Source organism: Pseudomonas sp. AIG (assembly GCF_977020205.1).
Window position 1 is genome coordinate 52189 of record NZ_CDROCK010000016.1, and the last position, 12781, is coordinate 64969.

Annotated in this window: 12 protein-coding genes; 9 read left to right on the forward strand and 3 right to left on the reverse strand. The window is 60.9% G+C overall.

Going from position 1 to position 12781, the window contains the following annotated elements:
- The first annotated feature begins 14 nt into the window (after window positions 1-14).
- The 5 genes from ACWR1S_RS12020 (at window position 15) to fdhA (ending at window position 6572) form a co-directional block, all read left to right on the forward strand.
- On the forward strand, window positions 15-344 hold the full coding sequence (locus ACWR1S_RS12020; RefSeq protein ID WP_007913119.1) for a sarcosine oxidase subunit delta: 330 nt from the start codon (window positions 15-17) through the stop codon (window positions 342-344).
- Entirely contained in the window at window positions 341-3358 is a 3018-nt protein-coding gene (locus tag ACWR1S_RS12025) for a sarcosine oxidase subunit alpha (protein WP_236431628.1), read from the forward strand. The genes ACWR1S_RS12020 and ACWR1S_RS12025 overlap by 4 nt, the downstream gene beginning before the upstream one ends.
- Window positions 3359-3490: 132 nt before the next feature.
- Window positions 3491-4123, forward strand: coding sequence for a sarcosine oxidase subunit gamma (locus tag ACWR1S_RS12030; protein ID WP_160059697.1), 633 nt, complete (start codon window positions 3491-3493; stop codon window positions 4121-4123).
- A gap of 215 nt (window positions 4124-4338) precedes the next feature.
- Window positions 4339-5196, forward strand: coding sequence for a formyltetrahydrofolate deformylase (purU, locus tag ACWR1S_RS12035; RefSeq protein WP_008086918.1), 858 nt, complete (start codon window positions 4339-4341; stop codon window positions 5194-5196).
- A gap of 176 nt (window positions 5197-5372) precedes the next feature.
- Window positions 5373-6572: a formaldehyde dehydrogenase, glutathione-independent gene (fdhA, locus tag ACWR1S_RS12040; RefSeq protein WP_034155015.1), complete on the forward strand. Its 1200-nt coding sequence runs from the start codon at window positions 5373-5375 to the stop codon at window positions 6570-6572.
- A gap of 268 nt (window positions 6573-6840) precedes the next feature.
- Here the strand turns inward: fdhA and ACWR1S_RS12045 are convergent, their stop codons facing one another.
- Both ACWR1S_RS12045 and ACWR1S_RS12050 read right to left on the reverse strand, forming a co-directional pair.
- Window positions 6841-7515, reverse strand: a complete 675-nt coding sequence (locus ACWR1S_RS12045; protein WP_454563631.1) for an anti-sigma factor — start codon at window positions 7513-7515, stop codon at window positions 6841-6843.
- A complete protein-coding gene (locus ACWR1S_RS12050) occupies window positions 7512-8147 on the reverse strand; it encodes an RNA polymerase sigma factor (protein WP_454563632.1) in 636 nt (211 codons plus the stop codon). Before ACWR1S_RS12050 ends, ACWR1S_RS12045 begins: the two co-directional genes overlap by 4 nt.
- A gap of 150 nt (window positions 8148-8297) precedes the next feature.
- Between ACWR1S_RS12050 and ACWR1S_RS12055 the strand changes: the two genes are divergently transcribed.
- On the forward strand, window positions 8298-8855 hold the full coding sequence (locus ACWR1S_RS12055; protein WP_064589548.1) for a DUF2780 domain-containing protein: 558 nt from the start codon (window positions 8298-8300) through the stop codon (window positions 8853-8855).
- A 1-nt stretch (window position 8856) separates the two neighbouring features.
- Here the strand turns inward: ACWR1S_RS12055 and ACWR1S_RS12060 are convergent, their stop codons facing one another.
- On the reverse strand, window positions 8857-9744 hold the full coding sequence (locus ACWR1S_RS12060) for an acyltransferase (RefSeq protein WP_454563633.1): 888 nt from the start codon (window positions 9742-9744) through the stop codon (window positions 8857-8859).
- Window positions 9745-10001: 257 nt separating this feature from the next.
- On the opposite strand from ACWR1S_RS12060, the gene rloA2 reads away from it, so the two are divergent.
- The 3 genes from rloA2 to creC all read left to right on the forward strand — a co-directional run bounded on the left by rloA2 (window position 10002) and on the right by creC (window position 12676).
- Window positions 10002-10505: a retropepsin-like aspartic peptidase RloA2 gene (gene rloA2 / locus ACWR1S_RS12065; protein ID WP_007909997.1), complete on the forward strand. Its 504-nt coding sequence runs from the start codon at window positions 10002-10004 to the stop codon at window positions 10503-10505.
- Window positions 10506-10577: 72 nt separating this feature from the next.
- Entirely contained in the window at window positions 10578-11258 is a 681-nt protein-coding gene (gene creB, locus ACWR1S_RS12070; protein ID WP_454563634.1) for a two-component system response regulator CreB, read from the forward strand.
- Window positions 11258-12676 (forward strand): two-component system sensor histidine kinase CreC, encoded by a 1419-nt coding sequence (creC, locus tag ACWR1S_RS12075; RefSeq protein ID WP_454563635.1) that lies wholly within the window; start codon window positions 11258-11260, stop codon window positions 12674-12676. The genes creB and creC overlap by 1 nt, the downstream gene beginning before the upstream one ends.
- The last annotated feature ends 105 nt before the right edge of the window (window positions 12677-12781 follow it).

Sequence of the window (12781 nt, forward strand, 5' to 3'; positions counted from 1 at the left end):
CAGGAGAAATCCCCATGTTGCATATCTTCTGTCCTCACTGCGGCGAACTGCGCTCCGAAGAGGAATTCCACGCATCCGGTCAGGCGCACATTCCGCGCCCGCTCGATCCAGGCGCCTGCACCGACGAGGAGTGGGGCGACTACATGTTCTTCCGCGACAACCCGCGCGGTCTGCACCACGAGCTGTGGGATCACGTTGCCGGTTGCCGCCAGTACTTCAACGTCACCCGCGACACCGTGACCTACGAGATTCTCGAAACCTACAAGATCGGCACCAAGCCGCAATTCACCGACAAGGCTGATTCGGCGAAAACAGCCACGACGGCGCTGGGAGAGAAGGTATGAGCCAGACCAATCGCCTGTCCAACGGTGGACGGATCGACCGCAACAAAGTGCTGAGCTTCACCTTCAACGGTCAGAGCTACAAAGGCTTCGAGGGTGACTCGCTGGCCGCCGCGCTGATCGCCAATGGCGTCGACATCATTGGCCGCAGCTTCAAGTATTCGCGTCCGCGCGGCATTTTTGCCGCCGGTGCCGAAGAGCCGAACGCGGTGCTGCAGATCGGTGCGACCGAAGCCACGCAGATTCCCAATGTGCGCGCCACGCAACAGGCGCTGTATCAAGGTTTGGTCGCGACCAGCACCAACGGCTGGCCGAGCGTCAACAACGACATGATGGGCATTCTCGGCAAGGTCGGCGGCAAACTGATGCCGCCGGGTTTCTACTACAAAACCTTCATGTACCCGCAATCGTTCTGGATGACCTACGAGAAGTACATCCGCAAGGCTGCCGGTCTGGGCCGTTCGCCGACCGAAGTCGATCCGGACACCTACGACTACATGAACCAGCACTGCGACGTGCTGATCGTCGGCGCCGGCCCTGCGGGTCTCGCCGCTGCCTTGGCCGCTGCGCGCAGCGGTGCCCGAGTGATTCTTGCTGATGAGCAGGAAGAGTTCGGCGGCAGCCTGCTCGATTCCCGCGAAAGCCTCGACGGCAAACCGGCGATGGACTGGGTCGCCAGTGTCATCACTGAACTGAAGAACACTCCGGACGTGCTGCTGTTGCCGCGCGCTACGGTCAACGGTTACCACGACCACAACTTCCTGACCATTCACGAACGCCTTACCGATCACCTCGGTGACCGCGCGCCAATTGGCCAGGTGCGCCAGCGCATTCACCGTGTTCGCGCCAAGCGTGTCGTGCTGGCGACCGGTGCCTGCGAGCGTCCGCTGGTTTACGGCAACAACGATGTGCCGGGCAACATGCTTGCCGGTGCGGTGTCGACTTACGTGCGCCGTTATGGCGTGGCGCCGGGCAAGAAACTGGTGCTGTCGACCAACAACGATCACGCCTATCGCGTGGCGCTGGACTGGCTCGATGCCAGTCTGCAAGTGGTGGCCATCGCCGATGCGCGCAGCAATCCGCGTGGTGCGCTGGTGGAAGAGGCGCGTGCCAAAGGCATTCGGATTCTCACTGGCAGCGCCGTGATCGAGGCCCGTGGCAGCAAGCGCGTCACCGCTGCTCGCGTTGCTGCGATCGATGTCAAAGCGCACGCCGTGACCAGCCCGGGCGAATGGCTCGACTGCGACGTGATCGCCAGTTCCGGCGGTTACAGCCCGGTGGTTCACTTGGCTTCGCACCTCGGTGGCAAGCCGACCTGGCGCGAAGATATCCTTGGTTTCGTACCGGGCGAAGCTCCGCAGAAACGCGTGTGCGTCGGTGGTATCAACGGCGTTTACGGTCTCGGTGATTCGCTGGCTGACGGTTTTGAAGGGGGCGTGCGCGCTGCCGCTGAAGCCGGTTTCCAGACCGTTGAAGGCGTATTGCCAAAAGCCCTGAGCCGTCACGAAGAACCGACGCTGGCGCTGTTCCAGGTGCCGCATGAAAAGAACACCGCACGGGCGCCGAAGCAATTCGTCGACTTGCAAAACGACGTGACCGCTGCAGCGATCGAACTGGCAACCCGCGAAGGTTTCGAGTCGGTCGAGCACGTCAAACGCTACACCGCGCTCGGTTTCGGCACCGATCAGGGCAAGCTCGGCAACGTCAACGGTCTGGCCATCGCCGCCCGTTCGCTGAACGTGACCATCCCGCAGATGGGCACCACGATGTTCCGTCCGAACTACACGCCGGTGACTTTCGGCGCCGTGGCCGGTCGCCACTGTGGGCATATCTTCGAACCGGTTCGTCACACCGCGCTGCATGCCTGGCATGTGAAGAACGGCGCCGAGTTTGAAGACGTCGGGCAGTGGAAACGTCCATGGTACTTCCCGAAAAACGGCGAAGACCTGCATGCCGCGGTGAAGCGCGAATGCAAAGCCGTGCGCGACAGCGTCGGCCTGCTCGACGCCTCGACCCTCGGCAAGATCGACATTCAAGGCCCGGATGCCCGCGAGTTCCTCAACCGCGTGTACACCAACGCCTGGACCAAACTCGACGTGGGCAAGGCTCGCTACGGTTTGATGTGCAAAGAAGACGGCATGGTCTTCGACGACGGCGTGACGGCGTGCCTGGCCGACAACCATTTCGTCATGACCACCACCACCGGCGGCGCGGCTCGCGTGCTGCAATGGCTGGAGCTGTACCACCAGACCGAATGGCCGGACATGAAGGTTTACTTCACCTCCGTCACCGACCACTGGGCGACCATGACCCTGTCGGGGCCGAACAGCCGCAAGCTGCTTAGCGCCGTGACCGACATTGATCTGAGCAACGAAGCCTTCCCGTTCATGACCTGGAAAGAAGGTCTGGTCGGCGACGTGCCGGCGCGGGTGTTCCGTATCTCGTTCACCGGTGAGCTGTCGTACGAAGTCAACGTCCAGGCCGACTACGCGATGGGCGTGCTGGAGAAAATCGTCGAGGCCGGCAAGCAGTACAACCTGACCCCGTACGGCACTGAAACCATGCACGTGCTGCGTGCCGAGAAGGGTTTCATCATCGTTGGCCAGGACACTGACGGCTCGATGACCCCGGACGACTTGAACATGGGCTGGTGCGTGGGTCGCACCAAACCGTTCTCGTGGATCGGCCAGCGCGGCATGAACCGTGAAGACTGCGTGAAGGATCAGCGTAAGCAACTGGTCGGTCTGAAGCCGATCGATCCGAACGTGTGGCTGCCGGAAGGCGCGCAGTTGGTGTTCAACACCAAGCAGGCGATTCCGATGACCATGGTCGGCCACGTGACCTCCAGCTACGCGCACAACTCCCTCGGTTATTCGTTTGCCATGGGGGTGGTCAAGGGCGGTCTGAAGCGCCTCGGTGAGCGGGTGTTTGCACCGCTGGCCGATGGCAGCGTGATCGAGGCGGAGATTGTTTCTTCGGTGTTCTTCGATCCGAAGGGGGATCGGCAGAATATTTGACACTGATCGTTCCCACGCTCTGCGTGGGAATGCATCCCGGGACGCTCCGCGTCCCAAGAGCGGACGCAGAGCGTCCATGGCGGCATTCCCACGCAGAGCGTGGGAACGATCAAGAATTCAGGAAGGTGCTTTATGACCACAGCCAACGTGTACCAACAACGCCCGACCACCGGCGCCAAGGCCGAGTCGTCGCTGCACCATGCCGACCTCGCCAGTCTGGTCGGCAAGGGTCGCAAGAACGCCGGTGTGATCGTGCGTGAAAAGAAACTCCTCGGTCACCTGACCATTCGTGGCGATGGCCACGATGCCGCGTTCGCCGCTGGCGTGCACAAAGCCCTGGGCATTGAACTGCCTGGCGCTCTGAGCGTGATCGTCAAAGGCGAAACCAGCCTGCAATGGATGGGCCCGGACGAGTGGCTGCTGATCGTGCCAAGCGGTGAAGAGTACGCCGCCGAACAGAAATTGCGTGAAGCGCTGGGCGATCTGCACATCGCGATCGTCAACGTCAGCGGCGGTCAGCAAGTGCTCGAACTCAGCGGGCCGAACGTGCGTCAGGTGTTGATGAAATCGACCAGCTATGACGTGCACCCGAATAATTTTCCGGTGGGTAAAGCGGTCGGCACGGTGTTCGCCAAGTCGCAGCTGATGATTCGGCATACGGCGGAAGACACTTGGGAATTGCTGATTCGGCGCAGTTTTTCGGATTACTGGTGGTTGTGGTTGCAGGATGCTTCGGCTGAGTACGGGTTGAGCGTTCAGGCCTGAAAGATCAAAAGCTACCCCCTCACCCCAGCCCTCTCCCCCAGGGGGGAGAGGGGGAAAGGGAGCAGATTTGTGTAGTTTTCGAGCCTGAGTTCGCCGCGACATTTCAGGTCGGCGTAGCTCGAAACAACACCTCACCCTAGCCCTCTCCCTCTGGGAGAGGGCTAGGGTGAGGGAAAAACCTGACACCCCGCACAAAGAACAGGAGTCACCGCACCATGAGCCGCGCCCCAGACACATGGATTCTGACCGCCGACTGCCCCAGCGTCCTCGGCACCGTGGACGCGGTCACGCGTTTTCTGTTCGAGCAGGGCTGCTACGTCACCGAGCACCATTCGTTCGATGACCGCCTCTCCGGGCGTTTTTTCATTCGCGTGGAATTCCGTCAGCCCGACGGCTTCGACGAACAATCCTTCCGCGCCGGTTTAGCCGAACGCGGCCAGGCCTTCGGCATGATCTTCGAACTGACCGCGCCGAACTACCGGCCAAAAGTGGTGATCATGGTCTCCAAGGCCGATCACTGCCTCAACGACTTGCTCTACCGTCAGCGCATCGGCCAGTTGTCGATGGACGTGGCGGCGGTGGTCTCCAACCATCCGGATCTGAAACCGCTGGCCGACTGGCACCAGATTCCCTACTACCATTTCCCCCTCGACCCCAACGACAAGCCGTCGCAGGAGCGTCAGGTGTGGCAGGTGATCGAAGAGTCCGGCGCTGAACTGGTGATCCTCGCCCGCTATATGCAGGTGCTGTCACCGGAGTTGTGCCGCAAGCTCGATGGCAAGGCGATCAACATTCATCACTCGTTGCTGCCGGGCTTCAAGGGCGCCAAGCCGTACCACCAGGCTTACAACAAAGGCGTGAAACTGGTTGGCGCGACGGCGCATTACATCAATAACGATCTGGATGAAGGGCCGATCATTGCCCAAGGCGTCGAGGCGGTGGATCACAGTCATTACCCCGAGGATCTGATTGCCAAGGGGCGCGATATTGAAGGCCTGACGTTGGCGCGGGCGGTTGGGTATCACATTGAGAGACGGGTGTTTTTGAACGCCAATAGAACCGTCGTTCTTTAGATCGCTTTCGCGAGCAGGCTCACTCCTACAAGGGGTACGCATTCCAATGTAGGAGTGAGCCTGCTCGCGATAGGGCCATAACAAGCAACGCAAAACCAACAAGCAATAACCCGAGCACTTAACGCGCTGCCTGCCTGGGCAACGCGGTTCCATAAAAACAACAGCGAGGTGAAAGCATGTCTGGCAATCGTGGTGTGGTGTATCTCGGCGCTGGCAAGGTCGAAGTACAGAAAATCGACTATCCGAAAATGCAGGACCCGCGCGGTCGCAAGATCGAGCACGGGGTCATTCTCAAAGTGGTTTCCACCAATATCTGCGGCTCCGACCAACACATGGTGCGCGGCCGTACCACGGCGCAGACCGGTCTGGTGCTGGGTCACGAGATCACCGGCGAGGTGATCGAAAAAGGCTCCGACGTCGAAAACCTGAAAATCGGCGACCTGGTCTCCGTACCGTTCAACGTGGCTTGTGGGCGCTGCCGTTCCTGCAAGGAGCAACACACAGGCGTGTGCCTGACCGTTAACCCCGCCCGTGCTGGCGGCGCTTACGGTTACGTCGACATGGGCGACTGGACCGGCGGCCAGGCTGAGTACGTGCTGGTGCCGTACGCCGACTTCAACTTGCTGAAACTGCCGGATCGCGACAAGGCCATGGAGAAAATCCGCGACCTGACCTGCCTCTCCGACATTCTGCCGACCGGTTACCACGGCGCAGTCACCGCAGGCGTTGGCCCTGGCAGCACCGTGTACATTGCCGGCGCTGGCCCGGTCGGCCTGGCCGCCGCTGCCTCTGCGCGTTTACTCGGTGCGGCGGTGGTGATCGTCGGCGACGTCAACACCATCCGCCTGGCTCACGCCAAATCCCAGGGTTTTGAAATCGTCGATCTGTCCAAGGACACGCCGCTGCACGAACAGATCGCCGCACTGCTGGGCGAGCCGGAAGTGGATTGCGCAGTCGACTGCGTCGGCTTCGAAGCGCGCGGCCACGGCCACGACGGCGTCAAAGCCGAAGCGCCGGCCACCGTGCTCAACTCGTTGATGGGCGTGGTGCGTGTGGCCGGCAAGATCGGTATCCCTGGCCTGTACGTCACCGAAGATCCGGGTGCCGTCGACGCCGCCGCGAAAATGGGCAGCTTGAGCATTCGCTTCGGTCTGGGCTGGGCCAAGTCCCACAGCTTCCACACCGGCCAGACCCCGGTGATGAAGTACAACCGCCAACTGATGCAGGCGATCATGTGGGATCGCATCAACATTGCCGAAGTGGTAGGCGTGCAGGTGATCAGTCTGGATCAGGCGCCGGAAGGGTATGGCGAGTTCGATGCGGGCGTGCCGAAGAAGTTTGTGATTGATCCGCATAAGTTGTTTAGTGCGGCGTAAGGCTTAAGCGCAATACAAAACGGCGACCTCAGGGTCGCCGTTTTTTGTTGCAAGCCCAGGTCAAAAGCTACCCTCATCGGCACGCCGCCCGCCCAGCCCTCTCCCGGAGGGAGAGGGGGCCGACCGAGGTGTCTTGCGTCGTACATCGACCTGAAAGATCGAGTCGACTATGGATTCAACGCAAGTCTTTCACGTCGGCGTATTACGTCAATATCCCACGGTCAGTCCCCTCTCCCTCTGGGAGAGGGCTAGGGTGAGGGGCTTTGCTTTACAGCGCCGCCAGCGCCCCTTGATACAGAACCGGCCCAGTCGGCTGCCCAGTCGGCGAGCCACCTTTAGGTTCCAGACTGACCGCCAGCGCAATCGGTTTACCGATCAACGCTTTCTGCACCTCGCTCAGCTCAACCTTGCCTTTGCCCCCCGCCGGAATGACCCCAAGCGAGATCGGTTTGCCGTCAGCCGGAATCGCCCACAGTTCCAGGCTGCGATCCGCATCAACCGCCGCCAGCGTCAGCGGCTCGACCTGCAGATAATCCGCATGCGCCTCGACCTTCAGCGCCGGTTGCGCATCAGCGGTCAACAGGGTGGCGCGGTAGCGAGCGTCGTCACGGTTATACAGCGAGCCGAGGAACACCAGCACGGCGATGGAACAGATGGCTGCCGTGAGTCGTAGCCAGTTCCAGAGTGGTCGTTTCTCAGGGACATGCAGCACCTGCGGTTCGATTCGCGCGGTGATGCCTTGCCAGACGCGGTCGGGCACTGGATGGTCGGGCAGGGATTCGGTGAGATTCACCAGTGCTTCCTGCCATTGCGCCACTTCAGCTCTCAACGCAGCGTCGTCCAGCAGCAATTGCTCAAACCGCCGCCGCGCAGGCGCAGCCATCAACCCGATCGCGTAATCGGCAGCCAGGGCGCGGCGCAGGGCAGGGGTCTGGTAGTTCATGATTCAAGGCACCGGCGCAGACGTTCCAGGCCACGGCGGATCCACGATTTCACCGTTCCCAGTGGCGTGGCCAGGTGTTCAGCGAGTTCCGTGCACGACAATCCCTGAAAGTAGGCCACGGTGATCGATTGGCGCTGCATGCTTTCAAGGGTGTCCAGACAGCGGTTCAACGTCTGAGCCTCGCGGGCGCTGTTCAACTGATCATGCGCTGAAGGACTTTCGTCCGGCAGCGCGTCCTGTTCGAGATCCGTCAGTGGCCGGTCGCGGTGTTTGCGCAACTGGTCGATGGCTTGATTGCGGGTGATGTTGATCATCCAGGTCAGCGGTGCTGACAGGTGCGCTTCGTAGCGCGAGGCGTTGTTCCAGATGCGCACGAAGGCTTCCTGCAGCACTTCTTCGGCCAGATCCGCGCGGCCCATGAAGCGCAGGGCGACGCCGTGCAAGCGCGGGCCGACGCTGCGATAGAGCGTTTCGAAGGCGCGACGATCGCCCAGTGAACACTGGGCCAACAGCTGTCGCAGCTGATCGGTGTCGGCGATGGAAATGACGACTCTCCAGGCAAAGGTCGGGCGACGAGGGCGAGACTCGGACTGTTCACAGGCTAGTTCAGCGACAGCAGTTGTGCCATTCATCGCGAGGGTGTCCGGGATTTCACGTTTTATATACGCAGGCCGGATGAAAATGGATGCGCCGCGCCGGAACATGCCGGCGGATACCCGGTCAAACCGGCAGTTTCGCTGCCCGTTCAACGGGTGGTTTTCACAGCGCAAGAGGATGTCTGAATGAAGATTTCACGCGGTATTGCCTTGGCTTCACTGATGACCCTTGCGGCCAGCCCGGTGTTCGCCGGTTTCAGTCTGGACGACGTGACCAAGGCGGCTTCGAGCATGCAGGGTGGCAATGCTGCCACCGCCGCCGCGCCGACCTCGGAGACCGCCGGTCTGCTGCAAGCCGTTACCGGTCTGGGTGTGACGCCGCAGCAAGCCGTCGGTGGCACCAGCGCCATGCTTGGCCTGGCCAAGAACCAATTGAGCAGTACCGACTACTCGCAACTGGCCAAAGAAGTGCCGGGCATCGACAAGCTGTCGGGCGGTAGCGGCAATCTGGCGGCGTTGAGCGGATTGCTCGGCTCGTCGGGCAAATCCGCCGGTCTGGAAAACGCGCTGGGCAACGTGAAGAACACCAGCGACCTGAACAACGCTTTCGGCGCCTTGGGGATGGACAGTGGCATGGTCGGCCAGTTTGCCCCGGTGCTGCTCAAGTATCTGGGTGATCAAGGCGTCGGCGGCCCGTTGCTGCAAAGCCTGGGCAGCATCTGGGGCGCCGGCACCGGTAGCTGAGTCAACGGCGCTCGCTGCGCAGTTCGGCGATGCGCTGATCCTTCTCGTTCCAGAGCTGGTTGACCCAGCTCTGGACGGTCTGGCGAAACGCCGGATCATTCTCGTAATCACCCTGCCACAGCGCCGGGTCGAGTTCGCGGGTCTTGATGTCGATGATGACTCTCGGCACGTTGCCGCTGATCAAATCCCAGAACCCCGGGATTTTCGCCTGTGGATAAACCACGGTGACGTCGAGAATTGCATCCAGCTGTTCACCCATTGCCGCCAACACAAACGCCACGCCGCCGGCCTTGGGCTTGAGCAAATGGCTGAACGGTGATTGCTGCTCGGCGCTTTTCGCCGCTGTATAGCGCGTGCCTTCCAGATAATTCACCACGGTTACCGGCTGACGCTTGAACAGCTCGCACGCCTGTTTGGTGATTTCCAGATCCTTGCCGGCCAGCTCAGGGTGCTTCGCCAGAAAGGCTTTGGTGTAGCGCTTCATGAACGGGTAATCCAGCGCCCACCACGCCAGCCCCAGAAACGGTACCCAGATCAGTTCTTTCTTGAGGAAGAATTTGAAGAACGGCGTGCGCCGGTTGAGGGTCTGGATCAGCGCCGGAATATCGACCCACGACTGGTGGTTGCTGACCACCAGATACGAAGTGTCACCGCGCAAATCTTCGCCACCGCGAATGTCCCACTGGGTGGGGATGCACAGGCGGAAAATCAGCTTGTCGATTTCCGCCCAGGTCTCGGCGATCCACATCACCGCGCCCGACGCATAGTCACGCCAGCGGCCGGGCGCGACCAGTTTGAGCAGGGCAAACACCAGCAACGGCCCGATCAGGATCAGGGTGTTGAGCAACAGCAGCAGGGTGACGAAACAGCCGGTGAGCAGGCGGCGCATAAGCAACTCTTTGCAAACGGATGGGCGCGCCATGATAAGCAGCTTCGCGCGGCAGGCCAAATCGGCGGTGACGAATGTTTCACTTTAGTCGCGTTAACCTGATCGTTCCCACGCTCTGCGTGGTAACGCCGCCCGGGACGCTCCGCGTCCCTGTGACGCAGAGCGTCACTGGATGCATACCCACGCAGAGCGTGGGAACGATCAAGCGCGCAACGGTCTAAAATCCCGTTGCCCAACCTCTCAAGGAAGCCCCTTACGTGAAATCCCTCCTTGCACTGTTTGCCCTCGTCGCCCTGCCAGTCATGGCCGCTGAGCCGACCCTGTACGGGCGCTATGAATACATCGCGTTGCCGGAAATCGGCGGTGAAGTGCTCAAGGCCAAAATGGACACCGGCGCGCTGACCGCTTCGCTGTCGGCCAAGGACATCGAAACCTTCACCCGCGATGGCGATGAATGGGTACGGTTCCGCCTCGGTACCAAAGACGCCAGCAACAAGGTCTACGAACACAAGGTCGCGCGCATCAGCAAGATCAAGAGCCGCTCGGATGAAGAAGACGAGGGCGAAAGCACCGAAGTCGCCAAGCGTCCGGTGGTCGATCTGGAGCTGTGCCTGGGTAACGTCAAGCGTACTGTCGAGGTCAACCTGACCGACCGCAGCAACTTCAACTACCCGCTGCTGATCGGTGCCAAGGCCTTGCGTGAATTCGGCGCGGCCGTGAACCCGGCGCGGCGCTTCACCGCTGACAAACCGGACTGCTGAACCAAGTGGTCTCATTGACGTAACGTCAGGCTTGGGGCACCGTTCGCGCACTTAACCACGGGCTCGGACGCCATGCCTCATATCCTGATTGTCGAAGACGAAGCGGCGATTGCCGACACGCTGATTTTTGCCTTGCAGGGTGAGGGCTTCGCCACCACGTGGCTGAGCCTCGGCGCGGCGGCGCTGGAACATCAGCGGCAGACCCCAGCCGATCTGATCATCCTCGACATCGGCCTGCCGGACATCAGCGGCTTCGAGACCTGCAAACAGCTGCGGCGCTTCAGCGACGTGCCGGTGCTGTTCCTCAGCGCCCGCGATGCCGAGATTGATCGCGTGGTCGGGCTGGAGATCGGCGCCGACGACTACGTGGTCAAGCCGTTCAGCCCACGTGAAGTCGCGGCGCGAGTGAAGGCCATCCTTAAACGCATGGCGCCGCGTCCAGTCATTGAAGCCTCTTCGGCGCTGTTTCGCATCGATCCCGAGCGGATTCAAATCACTTATCGCGGCCAGACGTTAAGCCTGACCCGCCACGAATTCCGCCTGTTGCAATGCCTGCTCGAACAACCCGAACGGGTGTTCAGCCGTGAGCAATTGCTTGATGCGCTGGGCGTCGCTGCCGACGCCGGCTACGAGCGCAGCATCGACAGCCACATCAAAAGCGTACGCGCCAAACTGCGTCTGGTGCGCGCCGACGCCGAGCCGATCCAGACCCATCGCGGCCTCGGCTACAGCTACAGCCCGGGGCATAGCTGATGTCACTGGGGCTGCGGATTTTTCTGGTGTATGTGCTGTTTGTCGGCCTCACCGGCTATTTTGTGCTCAACACGGTGATGGAAGAAATCCGCCCCGGCGTGCGTCAGTCCACCGAAGAAACCCTGGTCGATACCGCCAACCTGATGGCGGAAATCCTCCGTGATGATTTCAAGGCCGGCACGCTCAGTGAGAACCGCTGGCCCGAGTTGCTGCGCGCCTATGGCGAGCGCCAGCCGCAAGCGACCATTTGGGGTTTGCCGAAAAATCAGGTCAACCATCGCATCTACGTCACCGATGCCAAAGGAATAGTCGTGCTCGACTCCAGTGGCGTTGCGGTCGGTCAGGATTACTCGCGCTGGAACGACGTCTACCTGACCCTGCGCGGTGAGTACGGCGCCCGTTCGAGCCGCAGCGATGCGGATGACGCGAGCTCTTCAGTCATGCATGTCGGCGCGCCGATTCGCGACAACGGCCAGATCATCGGTGTGGTCACTGTGGCCAAACCCAACAGTTCATTGCAGCCCTATGTGGATCGTACCGAACGGCGTCTGCTGTTTTACGGCGCCGGTTTGATTGGTTTAGGTCTGTTGTTTGGCGCGTTGCTGTCGTGGTGGTTGAGCCGCGCGCTGCACCGTTTGACCGGTTATGCCCAGGCGGTGAGCGAAGGCCGGCGGGTGGAAGTGCCGCACTATCGCGGTGGCGAGCTGGAACAACTGGCTAACGCTGTGGAACAGATGCGCACGCAGCTGGAAGGCAAGGCTTACGTCGAGCGCTACGTGCACACGCTGACCCATGAATTGAAAAGCCCGCTGGCGGCAATTCGTGGCGCCGCGGAGTTGCTGCAAGGGGACATGCCAGCGGTTCAGCGACTGCGCTTCGTCGGCAACATCGACAGCGAGAGTGCGCGGATGCAGCAACTGATCGAGCGGTTGTTGAATCTGGCGCAGGTGGAACAGCGCCAGGGTCTTGAAGAGCGGGTCGCCGTGCCTTTGGCTGTGTTGGTCAATGAGTTGCTGCAAGGGCAAGCGGCGCGGATTGAAGGTAAGCAGTTGCGCATCGAACAGACCATTGCGGCGGATCTGCTGTTGATTGGCGAGCCGTTTTTGCTGCGTCAGGCGTTGGGTAATCTGCTGGAAAATGCGCTGGATTTCACCCCGCGTCAGGGCTTGTTGCGCTTCAGTGCCCAGCGCGAAGAGGAGCAGATGGTTTACCGACTCTTCAATGAAACCGCGCCGATTCCTGACTACGCTTTGCCGCGTTTGACCGAGCGCTTCTACTCATTGCCGCGACCGGACAGTGGACGCAAAAGCACCGGGTTGGGGCTTAACTTTGTTGAAGAAGTGGTCAAGTTGCATGGTGGGGCGATGCAGATTCGCAATGTCGAGAACGGTGTGGAAGTGACATTGCGCCTGTCTTGATACCGAGGCGCGGCTATCGCGAGCAGGCTCACTCCTACAGGGGAACGCATTCCAAAATGTAGGAGTGAGCCTGCTCGCGAAGGGGCCAGTGAAGTCTCCACACAA

What these genes read in the sequence shown, in the direction of transcription:
- ACWR1S_RS12030 (WP_160059697.1), top strand. Translation starts at nt 3,491, where the DNA reads ATGACCACAGCCAACGTGTACCAACAACGCCCGACCACCGGCGCCAAG.
- purU (WP_008086918.1), top strand. Translation starts at nt 4,339, where the DNA reads ATGAGCCGCGCCCCAGACACATGGATTCTGACCGCCGACTGCCCCAGC.
- ACWR1S_RS12045 (WP_454563631.1), bottom strand. Translation starts at nt 7,515, where the DNA reads ATGAACTACCAGACCCCTGCCCTGCGCCGCGCCCTGGCTGCCGATTAC.
- ACWR1S_RS12050 (WP_454563632.1), bottom strand. Translation starts at nt 8,147, where the DNA reads ATGAATGGCACAACTGCTGTCGCTGAACTAGCCTGTGAACAGTCCGAG.
- creC (WP_454563635.1), top strand. Translation starts at nt 11,258, where the DNA reads ATGTCACTGGGGCTGCGGATTTTTCTGGTGTATGTGCTGTTTGTCGGC.
- ACWR1S_RS12060 (WP_454563633.1), bottom strand. Translation starts at nt 9,744, where the DNA reads ATGCGCCGCCTGCTCACCGGCTGTTTCGTCACCCTGCTGCTGTTGCTC.
- ACWR1S_RS12025 (WP_236431628.1), top strand. Translation starts at nt 341, where the DNA reads ATGAGCCAGACCAATCGCCTGTCCAACGGTGGACGGATCGACCGCAAC.
- fdhA (WP_034155015.1), top strand. Translation starts at nt 5,373, where the DNA reads ATGTCTGGCAATCGTGGTGTGGTGTATCTCGGCGCTGGCAAGGTCGAA.
- ACWR1S_RS12020 (WP_007913119.1), top strand. Translation starts at nt 15, where the DNA reads ATGTTGCATATCTTCTGTCCTCACTGCGGCGAACTGCGCTCCGAAGAG.
- ACWR1S_RS12055 (WP_064589548.1), top strand. Translation starts at nt 8,298, where the DNA reads ATGAAGATTTCACGCGGTATTGCCTTGGCTTCACTGATGACCCTTGCG.
- creB (WP_454563634.1), top strand. Translation starts at nt 10,578, where the DNA reads ATGCCTCATATCCTGATTGTCGAAGACGAAGCGGCGATTGCCGACACG.